Annotated in this window: 15 protein-coding genes and 4 tRNA genes; 18 read left to right on the top strand and 1 reads right to left on the bottom strand. The window is 35.8% G+C overall.

The annotated features are described in order from the left end of the window. Positions 1-311 precede the first annotated feature (311 nt). Together ychF and ACTYA4_RS13040 are read left to right on the top strand one after the other, a co-directional pair. Positions 312-1,412 carry a redox-regulated ATPase YchF gene (gene ychF, locus ACTYA4_RS13045; protein ID WP_443483436.1) on the top strand — a complete coding sequence of 367 codons (1,101 nt, stop codon included), beginning with the start codon at positions 312-314 and terminating at the stop codon, positions 1,410-1,412. Between the two features lie 417 nt (positions 1,413-1,829). Beyond that, positions 1,830-2,984, top strand: a complete 1,155-nt coding sequence (locus ACTYA4_RS13040; protein ID WP_443483435.1) for a glycosyltransferase family 4 protein — start codon at positions 1,830-1,832, stop codon at positions 2,982-2,984. Positions 2,985-3,096: 112 nt separating this feature from the next. Here the strand turns inward: ACTYA4_RS13040 and ACTYA4_RS13035 are convergent, their stop codons facing one another. Further along, complete coding sequence (locus ACTYA4_RS13035; protein WP_443483434.1) at positions 3,097-3,732, bottom strand: NAD(P)-dependent oxidoreductase; 636 nt, start codon at positions 3,730-3,732, stop codon at positions 3,097-3,099. 398 nt (positions 3,733-4,130) lie between these two features. On the opposite strand from ACTYA4_RS13035, the gene rpsF reads away from it, so the two are divergent. From rpsF to ACTYA4_RS12955, 16 genes are all read left to right on the top strand, one after another. Then, a complete protein-coding gene (gene rpsF, locus ACTYA4_RS13030) occupies positions 4,131-4,421 on the top strand; it encodes a 30S ribosomal protein S6 (protein WP_443483433.1) in 291 nt (96 codons plus the stop codon). Between the two features lie 62 nt (positions 4,422-4,483). Further along, positions 4,484-4,999: a single-stranded DNA-binding protein gene (gene ssb, locus ACTYA4_RS13025; RefSeq protein WP_443483432.1), complete on the top strand. Its 516-nt coding sequence runs from the start codon at positions 4,484-4,486 to the stop codon at positions 4,997-4,999. Between the two features lie 44 nt (positions 5,000-5,043). Continuing rightward, complete coding sequence (gene rpsR / locus ACTYA4_RS13020; RefSeq protein WP_443483431.1) at positions 5,044-5,280, top strand: 30S ribosomal protein S18; 237 nt, start codon at positions 5,044-5,046, stop codon at positions 5,278-5,280. A 756-nt stretch (positions 5,281-6,036) separates the two neighbouring features. Then, positions 6,037-6,981: a YybS family protein gene (locus tag ACTYA4_RS13015; RefSeq protein ID WP_443482754.1), complete on the top strand. Its 945-nt coding sequence runs from the start codon at positions 6,037-6,039 to the stop codon at positions 6,979-6,981. A 103-nt stretch (positions 6,982-7,084) separates the two neighbouring features. Continuing rightward, complete coding sequence (locus ACTYA4_RS13010) at positions 7,085-9,058, top strand: DHH family phosphoesterase (protein WP_443482753.1); 1,974 nt, start codon at positions 7,085-7,087, stop codon at positions 9,056-9,058. Continuing rightward, on the top strand, positions 9,055-9,504 hold the full coding sequence (rplI, locus tag ACTYA4_RS13005) for a 50S ribosomal protein L9 (protein ID WP_443482752.1): 450 nt from the start codon (positions 9,055-9,057) through the stop codon (positions 9,502-9,504). The genes ACTYA4_RS13010 and rplI overlap by 4 nt, the downstream gene beginning before the upstream one ends. Positions 9,505-9,845: 341 nt before the next feature. Next, on the top strand, positions 9,846-11,210 hold the full coding sequence (dnaB, locus tag ACTYA4_RS13000; protein WP_443482751.1) for a replicative DNA helicase: 1,365 nt from the start codon (positions 9,846-9,848) through the stop codon (positions 11,208-11,210). Positions 11,211-11,713: 503 nt separating this feature from the next. Then, on the top strand, positions 11,714-13,006 hold the full coding sequence (locus ACTYA4_RS12995; RefSeq protein ID WP_443482750.1) for an adenylosuccinate synthase: 1,293 nt from the start codon (positions 11,714-11,716) through the stop codon (positions 13,004-13,006). Positions 13,007-13,215: 209 nt separating this feature from the next. Beyond that, positions 13,216-13,291: transfer RNA gene (locus tag ACTYA4_RS12990), tRNA-Lys, on the top strand. 13 nt (positions 13,292-13,304) lie between these two features. Beyond that, positions 13,305-13,376, top strand: a tRNA-Glu gene (locus ACTYA4_RS12985). Between the two features lie 13 nt (positions 13,377-13,389). Next, positions 13,390-13,466: transfer RNA gene (locus ACTYA4_RS12980), tRNA-Asp, on the top strand. A 120-nt stretch (positions 13,467-13,586) separates the two neighbouring features. After that, positions 13,587-13,659 (top strand) — tRNA-Phe (locus ACTYA4_RS12975). A gap of 956 nt (positions 13,660-14,615) precedes the next feature. Continuing rightward, entirely contained in the window at positions 14,616-15,326 is a 711-nt protein-coding gene (gene yycF, locus ACTYA4_RS12970; protein ID WP_443482749.1) for a response regulator YycF, read from the top strand. Between the two features lie 10 nt (positions 15,327-15,336). Next, positions 15,337-17,184 (top strand): cell wall metabolism sensor histidine kinase WalK, encoded by a 1,848-nt coding sequence (gene walK, locus ACTYA4_RS12965; RefSeq protein WP_443482758.1) that lies wholly within the window; start codon positions 15,337-15,339, stop codon positions 17,182-17,184. Further along, positions 17,181-18,503: a YycH family regulatory protein gene (locus tag ACTYA4_RS12960; protein ID WP_443482748.1), complete on the top strand. Its 1,323-nt coding sequence runs from the start codon at positions 17,181-17,183 to the stop codon at positions 18,501-18,503. The genes walK and ACTYA4_RS12960 overlap by 4 nt, the downstream gene beginning before the upstream one ends. Next, complete coding sequence (locus tag ACTYA4_RS12955) at positions 18,490-19,302, top strand: two-component system regulatory protein YycI (RefSeq protein WP_443482747.1); 813 nt, start codon at positions 18,490-18,492, stop codon at positions 19,300-19,302. Before ACTYA4_RS12960 ends, ACTYA4_RS12955 begins: the two co-directional genes overlap by 14 nt. Position 19,303: the final 1 nt, after the last annotated feature.

Genomic DNA, 19,303 nt, shown 5'->3' with positions numbered 1-19,303 from the left:
CTGTGTTAAAGCTAATTGTCGATTGGAGCGGAAGGCGTGAGACTCCTGCGGGAAAAGCGAGTCAAAGTGAGACCCCACAGGCGCACAGCGCCGAGGAAGCTCCCGGACCGCCCGCAAGAGGAAATCAACAGGCAAGTTTACCAGAGCCTTTTTGAAAGATAAAACCTGAAATACGTTTTAATTAAGTGTGTTCTTTGAAGGGCTACTTGTCTTTTTGATGTGTTGAATCTATAATTGTTAAAGGTTTATTAGTAAATGGAGATTACTTTCTAATGTTCGTCAATTAGAAATTTATATAGGGGAGTGACAGTATGGCATTAACTGCTGGAATAGTAGGATTACCAAACGTTGGTAAATCAACATTATTTAATGCAATCACACAAGCGGGAGCTGAATCAGCTAACTATCCGTTTTGTACAATAGATCCGAATGTTGGAATTGTAGAAGTACCGGATCAGCGTTTAACAAAATTAACAGAATTAGTACAACCGAAAAAAACGGTGCCAACAACTTTTGAATTTACGGATATTGCTGGGATTGTAAAAGGAGCAAGTAAAGGAGAAGGTCTTGGCAATAAATTTTTATCCCATATTCGCGAAGTGGATGCGATTTGTCAAGTTGTTCGTTGTTTTGCTGATGATAATATTACCCATGTATCTGGAAAAGTAGACCCGATTTCTGATATTGAAACGATTAATTTAGAATTGATTCTTGCAGACTTAGAATCTGTTGAAAAAAGAATTGCCCGTGTTGGAAAAATGGCGAAACAAAAAGACAAGGATGCAATGGCAGAGCTTGATGTGTTAGAACAGCTGAAAGCAGCATTTGAAGAAGAAAAGCCTGCAAGAACAGTAGAATTTACGGAAGAACAAACTAAGATTGCAAAAGGCTTGCATCTATTAACGATTAAACCGGTTCTTTATGTTGCAAACGTTGGCGAAGATGAAATTTCTGACGTAGAAAACAATGAATATGTGCAACGAGTAAAAGAATTTGCTGCCAATGAAAATGCTGAAGTGATTGTAATTTGCGCAAAAATAGAAGAAGAAATTGCAGAGCTTGAAGGCGAAGAAAAAGAAATGTTCCTTGAAGAACTAGGAATTGAGGAATCAGGTTTAGATCAGTTGATTCGTGCTGCCTACCACCTACTAGGCTTAGCTACTTATTTTACAGCTGGTGTACAAGAGGTTCGTGCATGGACATTTGTTCAAGGCATGAAGGCACCTCAATGTGCAGGAATTATTCATTCCGACTTTGAAAGAGGATTTATCCGTGCGGAAACTGTTTCATACGATGATTTATTAGCAAGCAGCAATATGGTTGCTGCAAAAGAAGCTGGTAAAGTTCGTCTTGAAGGAAAAGAATATATTGTAAAAGATGGAGATATCATTCACTTCCGCTTTAACGTATAATCATTTAAAAAAGTTGTCATTTTTATCATAAATGGCAACTTTTTTTTATTTTTCTAAAAGTTTGGTGTTTTTGAATAAAATAATAAACATGACTGAAGCACTGAGCAGCCTGAATACACGTAGACTCCTGCGGGAAAAGCGAGAAAGACGAGACCCCACAGGAGCATAGCGACGAGGAGGCTTGGCACTCGTCCGCGGAAAGCGAAGTGTATTCAGGCTGCGGGTTAACTAACAACAATCTATATGAAAAGAGCGAAAAGTAAAAAACACTTTTTGAGTCAAGAGAACATTTTTCTTCGGGGCTGAGCAAGGCACTTCCGCTTTTCGTTTTTTTTACATTTAATTTACATTAATTTAGTATAGAAGTGGTACATTTTAAGGGATAAAAGTTTATGAAAAATGAAGGGAGCGATTCATTTGAAAATCGCTATTTTTTCAGACACTTATTTTCCACAAGTAAACGGGGTGGCACAGACGTTAAAAAGATTGACGAATCATTTTGAAAAAAATGAAATTTTATACCAAATATACTCTCCTGATATCAATGATTCCTCTACATACCCTAATATCCATCAATTTCCTAGCCTTCCACTTTTTCTCTATCCTGAGTGCCGAACAGTCATTACTAGTCCTAGAAAAATAGAAAATAATCTGCATAAATTCAAGCCTGATCTTATCCATCTCGCTACACCTTATACGATGGGGTTATATGGTTTATTTGCTGCAAAAAAATTAAATATTCCTGTTGTTTCGTCTTATCATACACATTTTGATCAATATCTTAAATATTACCGAGTTGCCTGGTTATCTCCTCTTCTATGGAAGTATTTAAAGTGGTTCCACCATTCTACAGAAAAAATATTTGTACCGAGTAAAGAAACAATGGAAAAATTACAATCACAAGGATTTAATTCTTTAAAAATTTGGGGAAGAGGCATAGATTGTCAGCAATTTAAACCAATAATAAATGCAAGTGATTATATAAGAAAAAGATATAATATAAAGGAAAAATATATTCTTTTATATGTAGGCAGATTGGCTCCAGAAAAAGATTTAAAAACATTATCTGCAGTTATGGAGAAAATGCCTGTTCATTTAAATCAAAACGTTCATTGGTTAATGGTCGGGGATGGACCAAATATGGAAGAATGGAAAGAAAAAGCCATTGCTCAAAAAAATATTACGTTGACTGGTTATATAAGAGGAGAGGAATTGGCGAGAATATATGCAGGTGCCGACCTTTTTGTTTTCCCTTCCTATACAGAAACATTTGGAAATGTCGTATTAGAATCACTAGCATGTGGAACCCCTGCCGTTGTAGCGAACGCTGGTGGCGTGGCAGAGATAGTGGAGGACAATAGAACGGGGAAAATATGCGAAAAAGGCAATGCAGATGATTTTACTAGTGCTATCAATGATTTATTAATAAATGATGATGAACGTTTAATGATGGGAATGGAAGCTAGAACATATGCGTTAACAAAATCCTGGGATGTGATTTTAGATCGTTTATTAGTAGATTATAGTGAAGTTATTGCAACTAATTTAATAATAAATACAAAATATGCCTAAACTCAAGAAAGACTGTCGAAGGTTTTTCGGCAGTCTGAATTTCAGTTTATATAGCTGCTTCTTTGTTTACAATAAATATTATAATAAAATGTCGATCTCGTTATCTTGTGTGTCAGTTTGAGATAAAAGGAGTTTTCCTTATATATTTCTTTTCATTAATCTGACTGATGAGGAATCTAGCTATATCTGCATTAGAAATATTTCTTCCTGGCATGTCTGTTAAATGTTCCTTGATAATACTGGTTTCCGGACCTTCCCCTACAAATGGTAATCGCACGATTGTCCAATCAATGTCACTATTTATTAGCAGGTCAAGCTCGTTTCTTTTATCCTTCATCATCTTAGGGAATAAAATTTCAAACGCTTTTGCTCCTATTGTATTGATGAATGATTTGTTGTCACTTTTTAATGTAAGAGACGCTCCTGTAACGCCGATGTATCTGCTAATTCTATATTCTTTCATGGTGGTAATGATCGTTTGCGTTACACTGCTGTATATTGGCATCTCCTTTACAGGTTGTCCAAGCGTATTAATGACAATCGAACAACCTTCAAGCAAAGTGCGAATAGACTGAAGGTTTTGAGCATCTCCACTAATAATCTCTATTTTTTCATCACGAAATGCTACTTTATCTGGATTTCTAACAAGCATACGAACTTTGAAGCCATTTTCTACTGCTTTTTTCGCAAGGTAACGACCTACTTTACCCGTTCCCCCAATAATTGCAATCCTAGTTGTTCCCTCCAAAAATAATCCCTCCAGTGATGATATTTTTACTCCTTTTCTTTTTACGTATAAAAGGATCCTTACGTTTCATATTTATTGTTTGTTTTGAAATAATAGAGGATGTTCAAAAAGGCACCAAATGATAAGCGGAGAATCTCTTCGTTGGCTTGCTTTTCCGCTACTCACGTATCGAATTGCATACGTTCTGTTGCTCAAAGCTAAGCCGCCTCGACCTTCTTGCTTCTAATTTGTTACCTTTTTGAACACACATTAATAGGAAAAACAATTATGAAATTTATTATAATTTTAAGTTGCTTCATTGCTAATGTCTATTTACTATGTTATAATTTGTTCTTGTGAGTAATGTTTAATTGCTCCTTGCCCAATTGGGCCGTTTAGACCAAAAGGAGGTGAAAGTGATGAAAAAGTACGAAATTATGTACATCATCCGTCCAAATATTGAAGATGAAGCGAAAAAAGCTCTTATCGAGCGTTTTAACGGCATCCTTGCTGATAATGGAGCGGAGGTAGCTGAAGCAAAAGAGTGGGGTAAACGTCGCCTTGCATACGAAATCAATGATTTCCGCGATGGATACTACCAACTAGTGAAAGTGAACGCTGCACCAGTTGCTGTTGAAGAATTCTCTCGTTTAGCAAAAATCAACGAAGATATCATTCGCCATATCGTAATTAAAGAAGAAGTTAAATAATATATAAATAAATGTTGTTATGTTTCACGTGAAACATACAAGTGAGAAGGGAGTTGAGACTGATGATGAATCGTGTAGTTCTTGTTGGCCGTTTGACGAAAGATCCTGATTTGCGATACACACCTAATGGAGTAGCTGTGGCATCTTTTACACTTGCGGTGAACCGTACTTTTACGAATCAACAAGGGGAAAGAGAAGCGGACTTTATTAACTGTGTTATTTGGAGAAAACCGGCTGAAAATGTGGCGAATTTCTTGAAAAAGGGAAGTTTAGCAGGAGTAGACGGAAGAATTCAAACTCGCAGTTATGAGGGACAAGACGGTAAGCGAGTCTATATTACAGAAGTTCAAGCGGAAAGCGTACAATTCCTTGAACCTAGAAATAGTTCTGGAAATAATAGAAATGACAACATGAATTATGGTGCCCCAAGAGATCAAGATAATCCTTTTGGATCCAATAATTATCAGAATCAGCGACCTCAAAATAATCGAAACAACCAAGACTATACAAGAGTGGATGAAGATCCATTTGCAAATAGCGGTCAAATCGATATTTCAGATGATGATTTACCATTCTAAGTAGTCCGGAAATTTAAATGAAAAAGGAGGGAAACCACATGGCAATGGGAGGACGCAGAGGTGGACGTGCAAAACGTCGTAAAGTTTGTTTCTTTACATCTAACGGCATCACGCACATCGATTATAAAGATGTAGATCTTCTAAAAAAATTCATTTCTGAGCGCGGTAAAATTTTACCTCGTCGTGTAACAGGTACTAGTGCTAAATATCAACGTAAATTAACGATTGCTATTAAACGTGCACGTACTATGGCTTTATTACCATATGTATCTGGTGAATAATACGATACAAAAAACACTCATTGTAAAATGAGTGTTTTTTTATTCAACTTCTTTATCCAATAGAATGTTCTTTCCTTTTGGTTGCTTTCTCAAAATTTGTTTTTTTTTACAAAAAATGGGAGAAGAAGTACTCAGCAGACTGAATACACGTAGACTCCTGTGGGAATGCGAGAAAGACGAGACCCCGCAGGAGCGTATACGACGGCACTGAAAAAGTGTTTAATTAGATAAATGATAGGTGAAACACTTAAATTTATTAGGGTAAAAATGGTATAGAGAGTTTGAAAACGACCATCATTTTGGTTAGGAGAGGCGTCCACACGACTCCTGCGGGATTAGCGAGATAGGCGAGACCCTGCAGGAGCGTAGCGACGAAGCGGCTCGGCACTCGCCCCGCGGAAAGCGTGTGGTAAGCCTCGGAAAACCGAACGAAAACCTCTGCGTTGCTTGGATTGTCACTACCTATATTTTATAGCATTCACTTTTTCAGTGGCCTCAGCGAATGCGACGAGGAGGCTTGACGCTCACCCACGGAAAGCGAAGGGTATGCAGGCTGCGAGTTTAAAAGCAACAATCTATACGAAAACAGCCCTTTCTTTATTCAGGATGTTCTTTTCATTTAACTGTATTGCCGAATATGATTTGTTAAATTTATAGAAAACGTGATATACCGATATAGATTACGAAAAATAAGGAAAGATTGAATGAATAGCTATAAGATAGTAGAATATGTATATAGCAGAGGGGAAGGTGTAGATGAGGAAAACAAGAATAATAACTGAAGGTGCAGTTTTATTAGCTATATACACTGTACTGCTTTTTATTACCCTTTACATACCAGTTCTTAATATTGTAACAAACTTGTTTTTAGCTCTTCCTTTTATTTTATTTAGAGGAAGATTTAATCGAAAAGCAACAGGGCTTTTTTTTATTGCAGCTATTTTCCTATCCTTTATCGCAGGGTCTGTATATGCTATTCCACTAACCGTTTTCTATGGAATAACGGGGATCATATTAGGGGATTATATCATAAGAAATAAAAGCAGAATTAGAATGATTTTAGGGGCATCTTTTGCGCTTTTCATTAATCTTGTTTTATTTTACTGGATTTCTGTTCTTTTTTTTCAGATTGATTATATTCAAGAAACGATGCAACTACAAAAAGAAGCACTTGATCAAAGTCAATCTATAATGAAAATGTTTGATCAGAAGGCTTCTCAAGAAGGTATTACCCAATTAAATGATGCTGTTCATATGGTTAAAATGATTATTCCAAGTATCTTTGTATTAGGCGCTATATTTACTGTATTAGTAATTCAAGCAGTTTCGGTTCCCATAATTAAGCGATTCGGTATTAAAGCAGAACCATGGCAGCCTATAAGATCATGGAGGCTACCTCGCTATATACTATGGATTTTTTTAGTAGTGATAGGAATTTCTTTTCTAATTCCCGAACAAGAAGGCAGCCTTGCATATATTGTATTTGTGAATATGTATTACATACTGCAATTATTGCTTTTACTACAAGGTATATCTTTTCTTTTTTTTGTATGTTTCCAATATAATGTATCAAAAGGTATTGCTATCATTGTAACGATTATCTTGTTTCTTAATCCAACCTTTTCTTTTCTATTAAAAATGTTAGGGGTTATTGATTTAGGAACAGATTGGAGAAAATTTTTCCATCGTAAACAAGTTTAGTAATTTTAATATGTGTGTTCAAAAAGGTAATAAATTAGAAGCTTTAATTGAATGACTTTTTGAACATCCTCATAAAATGACATGTTATTAGGAGTTGAAAAATATGCCTGCGTTTTTAGAAAAAGGGTCAATCAGGTATCCGTTAATTTGTTCAATAGGTATTACAATGATCCTTCTTGGTATCCTCTCCTATTATAATTGGCTATTTTCCTTATTAGGGTTAGTTTTCTCTGTTATTCCTTTTTATTTTATTTTAAGAATGGATATTCGACAAAGGAAGGAAACAGAAGAATATATAACGACCCTCTCCTACCGTGTGAAAAAAGTAGGAGAAGAGGCGCTAATGGAAATGCCTATCGGGATTATGCTAATAAATGATGAGTATTATATCGAGTGGACAAATCCTTTTTTAGCATCTTGTTTCACAGAGGATACCCTTTTAGGGAGATCACTGTATGATGTAGCTGAATCTGTCATTCCATTAATAAAACAAGAAGTAGAGACAGATATTATCACGTTGCATGAACGTAAATTTCGGGTTATTCATAAAAGAGAAGAACGCCTCCTTTATTTTTTTGATGTAACGGAGCAAACAGAAATTGAGAAATTATATGAAGATGAACGAACTGCCATTGCTACCATATTTCTAGATAATTATGATGATTTAACCCAAGGTATGGACGATCAAACAAGAAGCAGTTTAAATAATAGTGTCACGTCCATATTAAATAAATGGGCGACAGATAATGGTGTTTTGTTAAAAAGAATATCATCTGATCGTTTCATAGCGATTTTTAATGAACATATTTTGCAAAATCTTGAAAAAGGCAAGTTTACGATATTAGATGATGTAAGAGAAATGACGTCAAAACAAAATGTTCCATTAACATTAAGCATTGGGGTTGGATCAGGTGTATCCTCCTTGCCGGAATTAGGAGCAATTGCCCAGTCTAGTCTTGATTTAGCTTTAGGAAGAGGCGGAGATCAAGTTGCCATTAAACAAACAAATGGGAAAGTAAAGTTTTATGGCGGCAAAACGAATCCAGTTGAAAAGCGAACGAGGGTAAGAGCAAGGGTAATATCTCATGCGCTGAAGGAATTGATTGTTGAAAGAGACAAAGTCATTATAATGGGGCATAAAAATCCTGATATGGATGCAATAGGCGCCGCAATCGGGATCCAAAAAGTAGCGCAGATGAATCAAAAAGAAGGCTTTATTGTCGTGAATTTTCAAGAAATTGATAACAGTGTAAAACGACTTGTAGAAGAAATAAAAAGACAAGAAAGCTTATATAAAAAATTTATTACACCAGAACAAGCGTTAGAAATGGCGACAGAAGATACGTTATTAGTTATTGTTGATACACATAAGCCTTCGTTAGTTATTGATGACCGCTTGCTGCATAAAATTGAAGATGTCGTCGTGATCGATCACCATAGAAGAGCAGAAGATTTTATTGAAAATCCATTGCTCGTTTATATGGAACCGTATGCTTCTTCCACTGCAGAACTAGTAACCGAATTACTGGAATATCAGCCGAAAAATGTTAAAATTGATATGTTAGAGGCAACGGCATTATTAGCGGGGATTATTGTAGATACAAAAAGCTTTACTTTACGGACTGGCGCAAGAACCTTTGATGCTGCTTCTTATTTAAGAGGGCAAGGAGCAGATACCGTACTCGTACAAAAGTTTTTAAAAGAAGATATTGATAACTATATAAAACGAGCAAAATTAATTCAAAGTGTAAAGTTCTATAAACCTGGAATTGCCATAGCAAAAGCCCAAAATAATGAAATATATAATGGCGTATTAATTGCACAAACGGCAGATACACTGCTCACAATGGACGGAATAATTGCAAGCTTTGTTATTTCCCATAGAGGGGATGGATTTATTAGCATTAGCGCTCGTTCATTGGGAGATATAAACGTGCAATTAATTATGGAAAGTCTTGAAGGCGGAGGTCATTTAACAAATGCCGCAACACAGCTGTCCAATACAACGATAGATAAAGCTGTATCTAGGCTTGAGAGTGCGATTGATGAATATTTTGAAGGGAGAAAAATGGAATGAAAGTAATTTTTCTAAAAGATGTTAAAGGGAAAGGGAAAAAAGGAGAAGTAAAAAATGTTGCGGATGGATACGCACATAACTTCTTACTGAAACAAGGATTGGCTGTAGAAGCAAATACAAGTGCAGTTAGTACGTTAAATGCTCAAAAGAAAAAAGAAGAAAAATTAGCAATTGAAGAATTAAATGAAGCAAAACAATTAAAAGAAAAGCTGGAAAAAATTACAGTAGAACTTTCTGCAAAATCTGGTGAAGGCGGAAGACTATTTGGTTCCATAACAAGTAAACAAATAGCAGAAGAACTAAATAAAAAACAGCAAATTAAGGTCGATAAACGTAAAATTGAATTACAAGATGCTATTCGTACATTAGGCTATACAAAAGTGCCTGTGAAGCTTCACCAAGAGGTAACAGCAACACTTAATGTACATGTGAAAGAATTAAGCTAATATTGGAAGTACCAATTCTCTATAAAAATGTTAAAATAGAATAGTTCTGAAAAAATGTGATTCAGGTAATGCTGGTCACATTTTTTCATTTACATGATATAGTATGTTTTATGATAGATTGTCCTTTTCATACAAAACTCCAATGGAGACTCCTACCTCGTCTTTTCCATATAAAAAGGGAAATGAGGGCAGATACAAACCTAATAAAGGCGGCGTGAGCGAAGCTACTCCAACCTTCATAAGGATAAAAAACAAACGATAGAACACTATCTTTCGTTTTTATTTTTATAAAAGTAGACGAAGCTCCGCCCCCTTTTCCTATAAAAGGAGGTTTCTTAAAAATGAGTGAATTATTAACAGATAAAGTTCCACCGCAAAATATTGAAGCAGAACAAGCGGTGTTAGGAGCGATTTTTTTAGATCCGCAAAGCCTAACATTGGCTTCTGAAATTCTGATACCAGAAGATTTTTATCGTGGTGCTCATCAGCGTATTTACTCTGTAATGCTAAAATTGAATGATCAAGGAAAAGCAGTGGATTTAATTACAGTAACGGAAGAGCTTGCTGCAGGCAAGAACTTGGAAGACACAGGGGGCGTTAGCTATTTAAGTGAGCTGGCGGGTTCTGTTCCGACTGCTGCCAATATCGAGTATTACGCAAAAATTGTGGAAGAAAAATCATTGCTTCGCAGGTTGATTCGTACTGCAACGGGCATTGCACAAGATGGATTTACGCGAGAAGATGAAGTGGAAGTGCTGCTAAGTGAAGCGGAAAAAAGCATCTTAGAAGTTGCTCAACGCAAGAATGCAGGTGCCTTTCATAATATAAAAGATGTATTGGTCCGCACATACGATAATATTGAGGAAATGCATAATCGCAGTGGGGATATTACTGGCATCGCAACAGGTTTTGCAGAGCTTGATAAGATGACTGCAGGATTTCAGCGAAATGATCTTATCATTGTTGGGGCCCGTCCTTCTGTTGGTAAAACAGCATTTGCCCTAAATATTGCACAAAATGTAGCTGTAAAAACGCAAGAAAATGTAGCTATATTCAGTTTAGAGATGGGGGCTGAGCAGCTGGTTATGCGTATGCTTTGTGCAGAAGGAAATATTGATGCACAGCGTCTTCGGACAGGTTCCTTAACGGATGATGATTGGGGAAAACTAACGATGGCGATGGGGAGCTTATCAAATGCAGGTATTTTTATTGATGATACACCTGGTGTCAAAATCACCGATATTCGTTCGAAATGCCGTCGTTTAAAACAAGAGCATGGACTTGGCATGATCTTAATTGATTACTTGCAATTGATTTTAGGAAGCGGAAGATCAGGAGAAAACAGACAACAGGAAGTTTCCGAAATTTCCCGTTCCTTAAAAGCGTTGGCACGGGAATTAAAAGTGCCTGTAATTGCTTTATCACAGCTATCCCGTGGCGTAGAGCAGCGTCAAGATAAACGCCCGATGATGTCAGATATCCGGGAATCAGGAAGTATTGAGCAGGATGCGGACATTGTAGCATTTTTATATCGTGATGATTATTACGATAAAGAATCGGAGAGCAAAAATATTATTGAAATAATAATTGCAAAGCAGCGTAATGGCCCGACTGGCACTGTTCAGCTTGCATTTGTGAAAGAATATAATAAATTTGTGAACTTAGAACGGCGTTTTGATGATGGGGCCATACCACCTGGCGCTTAAGCTGGGAAAGTATATAGTTAGATAAGGCAGTTTTCGTATAGAATGTTGCTTTTAAACTCGCAGCCTGAATACACTTCGTCCGTTTAGCGAGCGTCGAGCCTCCTCGTCGCATACGCTCCTGTGGGGTCTCGTCTTTCTCGCATTCCCACAGGAGTCTACGTGTATTCCGTCTGCTGAGTACTTCTTCTCCCATTTTTTTACGTAAAAAAACAAACTTTAAGAAAACAGCTTTAGGTAAAGAGGAAGTTCTATTTTAATGCTCGCAGAACTTCCTTTTCTCTGTCCAAGTTCAATTAAGCTAGTCAAAAAGTTTGTAAATAATCCTTTGATTATAAGAAAAAAATCAATAAATAACTATATTAAAAGAGTAGTTACGAACATAAAATATATTTTTTATTTTGATTGTTCGTGTTTGATTGACTTTTACCTGAATGTATTGATAAAATAGGAATGTTTGATTAAGTATATAAAATATGATAGTAACCTTTGGAGGTGCTCGGATAATGTCATCAGTAGTGGTGGTAGGAACACAATGGGGAGACGAAGGAAAAGGTAAGATTACAGACTTTTTATCTGAAAATGCAGAAATGATCGCGCGTTACCAAGGCGGTAATAATGCAGGACATACAATCAAGTTTAATGGTGAAACATATAAATTGCACTTAATTCCATCTGGGATTTTTTATAGTGATAAAATTTGTGTAGTGGGCAATGGAATGGTTGTTGATCCCAAAGCCATTATTACTGAATTAAAGTACTTACATGATCGTGGTATTACAACTGACAATCTTAGAATCAGCAATCGTGCACATGTTATCTTGCCATATCATTTAAAACTAGATGAAGTGGAAGAAGAAAGCAAAGGCGACAATAAAATCGGTACAACGAAAAAAGGAATCGGCCCTGCTTATATGGACAAAGCTGCAAGAACGGGAATTCGTATTGCTGATTTATTAGACAGAGAAGTTTTTGAAGAAAAATTAGCTCGAAATCTAGTAGAGAAAAACCGTCTATTAGAGCGCATCTATGAAACAGAAGGCTTTAAAATTGAAGATATTCTTGATGAGTATTATGAATATGGACAACAAATCAAGCAGTATGTTTGCGATACGTCTGTTGTATTAAACGATGCATTAGATGAAGGCCGTCGTGTTCTATTTGAAGGTGCACAAGGTGTTATGTTAGACATTGACCAAGGTACGTACCCATTCGTTACCTCTTCTAACCCAGTGGCTGGTGGAGTAACAATTGGTTCAGGTGTCGGTCCATCAAAAATCAACCATGTTGTTGGGGTATCAAAAGCTTATACAACAAGAGTTGGAGACGGACCTTTCCCAACAGAATTAGATAATGAAATTGGAAATCAAATTCGTGAGGTTGGCCGCGAATATGGAACAACTACAGGCAGACCAAGACGTGTTGGCTGGTTCGACAGCGTTGTTGTTCGTCATGCTCGCCGAGTTAGCGGTATAACAGATCTTTCTTTAAATTCAATTGACGTGTTAACAGGAATTGAAACATTAAAGATTTGTACAGCATACAAGTATAACGGGGAAGTAATCGAAGAATTCCCTGCCAGCTTAAAAATACTGGCACAGTGTGAGCCAGTTTATGAAGAGCTTCCAGGCTGGACAGAAGATATCACTGGCTGCAAATCACTAAGTGAGCTTCCAGCAAATGCTCGTCATTACTTAGAAAGAGTGTCCCAGCTTACTGGTATTCCACTTTCTATTTTCTCTGTAGGACCAGATCGTTCTCAAACAAATGTAGTGCATAGTCCTTGGAGACTAAAATAATTAATTGATAGGGTGTCTAAATAAGGGGCATAGACCCTTTATTTAGACATTTTTTATGCAAATCTTGAAAATGAATAAAGCTACTAATAAGCCTTAAAATGAATTAAAATAACTTTTTTAAAAAAAATTAAAATAAAGTATTGCATATTATTTAAAACCTGTGCTATTATAAGAAGCGTCGCAAATGATAAAACATTAAATAAAAAAACGAGCCATTAGCTCAGTTGGTAGAGCATCTGACTTTTAATCAGAGGGTCGGAGGTTCGAATCCTCCATGGCTCACCATTTCTATTATTTTGGCCCATTGGTCAAGCGGTTAAGACACCGCCCTTTCACGGCGGTAACACGGGTTCGAATCCCGTATGGGTCACTTTAAAATATATGGTCCGGTAGTTCAGTTGGTTAGAATGCCTGCCTGTCACGCAGGAGGTCGCGGGTTCGAGTCCCGTCCGGACCGCCATATTTTTTCTATATGCATCTAGCATATTTTACATATATTTTTTTCTTCTTGAGAGAAACATCAACAAAAATCAGGTTGAAGAAAAAGCAGTATATAGATACAGATAATAAATTTTAATATGGCTCAGTAGCTCAGTTGGTAGAGCAAAGGACTGAAAATCCTTGTGTCGGCGGTTCGATTCCGTCCTGAGCCACTCCCAAAGACGATTATGAACCTCATAGTCGTTTTTTTTGTATTTACTAAGATTTTCATAGGGATGTAGAATATAAACAAATACTAGTTTCATAGAAATGAATACTATAGAATGGATTCCTGTTAAAATAAGGATAAGTTTATTTTGCAGAAGGTAATAAAAAGTATATGAAAAGAATAAGCTTCCTTTTAATAGACGTATACAATTTCATTACAAAATAAAGACAAAAGCTTTTTGGGAAAAAATATATGATAGAGTTAATAAGTATGGGGTTAAAAGAATAAGTAATTTATAATTTGATATAAAAAGGAGAGGCAAGAGAAGTGAAAAAGATTTAAAAAGCTGTCTCTTGCCTAAAGTAAAGGAAAATGAAACTCATCTATAAAGACGTTTTAGAATACAAAAAAGTTTCATTTTTGTTTTAAAGCTTGCAAAAAATTGTTCCAAGTCGTTTTCTAGTTAAATAAATTCAAATGGATAACCCTCACTTTTGAGGGTTATTATACATTTAATAACAAAATTAAGCAGTCTTAGCTAATAAGTGGCTTTAGATAATTGTCTAATATAACGTACAGGATTTACAAGTGCTTGTTCGCAGGATGCGAGTCAATCACGTTGCAACAGTATCGTTTAACAGAGAACCTCCATGCTAATAAAATTCGCACCATGGTGCATGGAAAGAAGCAGTCTCCACATTTATAGCGCAGAGCAGCGTGAATACACGAAGACTCCTGCGGGAAAGCGAGACAGCCGAGACCCTGCAGGAGCGTAGAGACGAAGCGGCTCGGCGCTCGCCCGCGGAAAGCGTAGTGTATTCACGCTGCGGAACTTCTTTTCAGGGTTAGTCAAAGGAAAAAAAGTGAATATATAAATATAAAATGGTAAAGTAGACAGTAGTAGTAAACAATAATACACATATAACAATAGATATATTTTATATAAAGGAGCAAAATGGTATGAACAAGAAGATTCTAGTTGTCGATGATGAGAAACCGATTGCAGATATATTACAATTTAATTTAAAAAAAGAAGGCTTTGAAGTCCATTGTGTTTATGATGGCAATGCAGCTATTGAAAAGGTAGAGGAAATTCATCCAGATTTAGTGCTGCTTGATATTATGCTTCCACAACGGGACGGTATGGAAGTATGCAGGGAAATTCGAAAAAAATATGATATGCCAATTATTATGTTGACTGCAAAAGACTCCGAAATTGATAAAGTGCTTGGACTCGAGCTTGGAGCAGATGATTATGTAACAAAACCGTTTAGTACAAGAGAGTTAATTGCTCGTGTCAAAGCGAATTTGCGGAGGCAGCAACAAATTCCATCCACAGCAGAAGAAGAAAATGAAACAAATGAAATTGAAGTAGGATCTTTAACGATTCATCCAGATGCTTATATCGTTTCGAAACGAGGAGAAATGATTGAGCTCACCCATCGTGAATTTGAACTGCTTCATTATTTGGCGAAACATATTGGACAAGTGATGACGAGAGAGCATTTGCTGCAAACAGTATGGGGCTATGATTATTATGGAGATGTAAGAACAGTAGATGTAACAGTACGAAGATTAAGAGAGAAGATTGAGGATAACCCGAGTCATCCAACGTGGATTGTTACTAGACGAGGTGTTGGCTACTACTTAAGAAACCCTGAACAGGAGTAACAGTAAATTGATGAAGAAAGTTAGTTTTTTTCGATCTATTCATTTAAAGTTAGTGATGATCATCGTATTGCTTATTCTTATTTCTATTCAAATTATTGGTGTTTATTTTGTAGGATCATTAGAAAATACATTAGAGGATAACTTTGAAACATCCATTAAAGATAAAATGAATATTTTATCGATTTCTTTAGAAGAACAATTTTTAAAAGAGCGGTCTATTGAAAATGGGGATCCGACATTAGAAGATGATGTAAAAAGACTGTTAAGCGATGATAATAACAGCACCGATATTCAGGAAATTAGAGTAGTCAACCGTAATTCAATCATTATTGGAACATCTGATCTAGAAAATCAAAATTTAGTAGGACAAAAAATGATCAATCCCGATGTAAGAAGAACACTAGCTAATTCTTCTTCACTACCTTCTGAACCTATTAAAAAGATTGACGAAAACACGAAAAAAAGAATTTATGTGTGGATTACCCCTATCAAACCTCAAGGGGGAGAAACAATCGGGGCAATCTATTTAGTTGGAAAAATTGAAAATGTATACAAGCAACTGGATGAAATCAATCAAATATTCCAAAAGGGAACGATTATAACGCTAGTAGTAACAGCTATATTAGGTGTATTGCTGGCTAGAACGATAACAAGGCCGATTTCAGATATGCAAAAGCATGCCTTTGCTCTTTCGAAAGGGAATTTTTCTAGAAAAGTTAAGGTGTACGGTTTTGATGAAATTGGGCAATTGGCAATAACGTTTAATAATTTAACGAAAAAACTTCAAGAGTCACAGGCTACAACAGAAAGTGAACGAAGAAAGCTTTCGTCCGTTCTTTCTTATATGACAGATGGAGTAATTGCAACAGATAGAAGAGGACGAATTATTTTAATTAATGAGCCGGCAGCGAAAATGCTGGATGTTTCACGTGAAACAGTATTATCCGAGCCGGTTATTACCTTGCTGGGATTAGAGGGAAAGTATACGTTTGAAGAGTTGTTAGAAGAAAGAGAATCCGTTATTTTGGATTATAGTACACATTATGAACCGTATATCCTTCGTGCTAATATTTCAGTCATTCAAAAGGAAACAGGCTTTGTCAACGGTCTTATCACTGTACTGCATGATATTACCGAGCAGGAAAAAATTGATATGGAGCGCAAAGAATTTGTTGCTAATGTATCGCATGAGCTGCGTACACCATTAACGACGATGCGAAGCTATGTTGAAGCGTTATCGGAAGGGGCATGGCAGGATGAAGAACTAGCGCCTAACTTTTTAGAGGTAACTCAAAATGAAACTGAGCGAATGATTCGATTGGTCAATGATCTTCTGCAATTGTCGAAGCTAGATAGCCGAGACTACCAGCTAAATAAGGAGTTAGTTGATTTTATTGTATTCTATAACCGTATTATTGACCGTTTTGAACTGACAAAAGAGCAAAATGTGACGTTTGAGCGGAAGTTGCCAAATCATGCTGCTTTTGTGGAAATTGATGAAGATAAATTAACGCAAGTTTTGGACAATATTATTTCGAACGCATTAAAGTATTCTCCAGAAGGCGGAAAAATAACTTTCGCAATTAAAGAGCAAGAGAAACAAATTATTGTCAGTGTTTCAGATAAAGGTGTCGGAATTCCAAAAGAAAACTTAGATAAAGTATTTGAGCGTTTTTATCGTGTCGATAAAGCAAGGACGCGAAAACTTGGCGGTACAGGACTGGGCCTTGCTATTGCGAAAGAAATGGTAGAAGCGCATGGTGGAAAAATATGGGCAACAAGTAAAGAAGGAAAAGGAACAAAGGTTTCTTTTACCCTTCCTTATATTCAATCAGAAGAGGATGATGATTGGGTATGACATACGAAAACGTAAAAACTGTCATATTAACGGTTCTTGTGCTAGTAAGCCTCCTTTTATATTATGTATTATGGACACATCAAGGAAATTATCAGACTTCAAAGGGTGGTTCCACTATAGAACTTGAGAAAATTGGTTTAGAAAAGGAAGTTAGTGATGTTGTTAAACCCGATAAAATTTACCAGCATTTAAACGGAGATCATTATGGTACGATTGCTTCGAGTGAAATAAATCATGTCGTGAATACAATTAAAAAATGGGATTTTCATCATGTGAAAAAGATGGAAATCAATCAAGTAGCTTCCTTTATTCAGCAGCAAAATCATAGTATGGAGATTCGATTTCCTGCTGAGGTACCGTTTACTTTATATAAAAGTATTTTAAATGTGAAAGAAGAAAATCAATTTGATTTTGACACGATGCTTATTTCTTATGATCTTTCAAAAAATCAAGAAGGAATTGTCTATTTTATCTCCAGAACGAATGGAAAAGTATATCAAAGTATTGTTTCAGCATCGTATATTGATGATTTGAAAAAATTTACGAATCATGTTACAGCTGAAAATACAGTTTATAAGGTTCATTTTATTTATGAAGTGTCAGGAGATAATCTTTTCTACTTGCCGATTAATGAAAGTGAAATGAAAAAATACAAATACTTATACGAAACGATTGAGTCTGCTAAACTGAAAAGAGCACTTTTCAACGATCCAAGCTTAGTACAAAAAAGTCTGCTTGCCAATAAAGAGGAGTTTACGGATGATACAGGGCTTTTACGAATAGATAAAGATACACATATTGTTTCTTTTTTAAAGCCTTCTGGAGTCACAACCAATAAAACATTCAATAATCAGTTGATTCAAAATAGTATTGAGTATGTAAATCAACATGGCGGCTGGATAAACGAATATCGTTATGTGAGTAAAAACGAGAGTTTGCATCAAACGATGTTTCGGTTGTATACTTCTGTAGGATATCCGATTTTTAATTTAGATAATAACATATCTGAAATTCAGGTAGTGTGGGAAAATAATGACGTCAAAAAATTTTATACAAGCAATCTTGATCTCAGTACATTTTGGACAGACCTTGATTCTTCTTCAACAACATTAATGCCCGGAAAGGCTGTAGAAGACCATCTAGAGAAGATAAAAGGTTTTAACAAGGCTATGCTGCAGGATGTAACCATTGGCTATGACATGGTAGTAGATTCCCAAAATATAATAAATTTAAAGCCGAGTTGGTTTTATAAATATAACAATCAATGGTATCAAGTGGAATCAAGCGACTTAGGGGGCAAAGAAATTGGATTGGAATAAAATTAAAACGATCTTTATTATTGCCTTTTTTGTTCTTGATATATATTTGATTTATGAATATACAGATCTGAAACAATCGCAGCATTTTGATAATCGAGAAGAAGCTTCTGTTGAAAATACATTGGCTTCAAATGATATATCGTATAATGCTAGTGCTTTGTCAAAAAGTGGACTAAAGGATCAGTATTTAGCTGCTAAATCCAAAATATTCAGTAATGAAGAAGTGAAAAAATGGAAACAGGAACTTTTAAAAGGACAAGAGATTACGATTATTGATGGTAATATTCTGCAATCTATTTTAGAAAATCCGATAAGTCTTAGTGATCCGTTTAAACAAGAGGATTTAACTGATTTTATTCATCACCATGTTATGTACGGAGATCAATATCGTTACTGGGAAAAAACAGATAATACTGTAACTTATTATCAACAATATAATGAAAAAATGCTTTATCAAAATTCAAATGGGAAGTTGACCTTTTTTTTAAATCAACAAAATAAAGTAGTTTCTTATAACCAAACTTATCTAGAAAATATTAAAGAAATAGGAGAAAAAGAAGCACTTAGTCGACCTGTGGATGCCATCTATACGCTATTTATGAATAGTTATATCGATAATGGAAGCGATATAAAAGATGTAGAGTTTGGTTATTATTCACAACAACAATCTTCTTCTACACAAGTATTGTCGCCAGCATGGCGGGTTATAGGGGATAATGGGAAAAATTTATTTGTAAAAGCTTTTGCATTTGACAGACAAATAATAAAAATAAACAGCGAGCAAGATAAATTGGAGTGAG

It is taken from the genome of Niallia yueguangensis, assembly GCF_052663115.1.
The sequence above is the reverse complement of the archived record's forward strand: the minus strand, read 5'-3'. Positions and strand labels throughout refer to the sequence as shown.

Excerpts from the sequence above, each read along its gene's own strand:
- ychF (WP_443483436.1), top strand. The coding sequence starts at position 312 with ATGGCATTAACTGCTGGAATAGTAGGATTACCAAACGTTGGTAAATCA.
- rpsF (WP_443483433.1), top strand. The coding sequence starts at position 4,131 with ATGAAAAAGTACGAAATTATGTACATCATCCGTCCAAATATTGAAGAT.
- ssb (WP_443483432.1), top strand. The coding sequence starts at position 4,484 with ATGATGAATCGTGTAGTTCTTGTTGGCCGTTTGACGAAAGATCCTGAT.
- rpsR (WP_443483431.1), top strand. The coding sequence starts at position 5,044 with ATGGGAGGACGCAGAGGTGGACGTGCAAAACGTCGTAAAGTTTGTTTC.
- ACTYA4_RS13015 (WP_443482754.1), top strand. The coding sequence starts at position 6,037 with ATGAGGAAAACAAGAATAATAACTGAAGGTGCAGTTTTATTAGCTATA.
- ACTYA4_RS13010 (WP_443482753.1), top strand. The coding sequence starts at position 7,085 with ATGCCTGCGTTTTTAGAAAAAGGGTCAATCAGGTATCCGTTAATTTGT.
- rplI (WP_443482752.1), top strand. The coding sequence starts at position 9,055 with ATGAAAGTAATTTTTCTAAAAGATGTTAAAGGGAAAGGGAAAAAAGGA.
- dnaB (WP_443482751.1), top strand. The coding sequence starts at position 9,846 with ATGAGTGAATTATTAACAGATAAAGTTCCACCGCAAAATATTGAAGCA.
- ACTYA4_RS12995 (WP_443482750.1), top strand. The coding sequence starts at position 11,714 with ATGTCATCAGTAGTGGTGGTAGGAACACAATGGGGAGACGAAGGAAAA.
- yycF (WP_443482749.1), top strand. The coding sequence starts at position 14,616 with ATGAACAAGAAGATTCTAGTTGTCGATGATGAGAAACCGATTGCAGAT.
- walK (WP_443482758.1), top strand. The coding sequence starts at position 15,337 with ATGAAGAAAGTTAGTTTTTTTCGATCTATTCATTTAAAGTTAGTGATG.
- ACTYA4_RS12960 (WP_443482748.1), top strand. The coding sequence starts at position 17,181 with ATGACATACGAAAACGTAAAAACTGTCATATTAACGGTTCTTGTGCTA.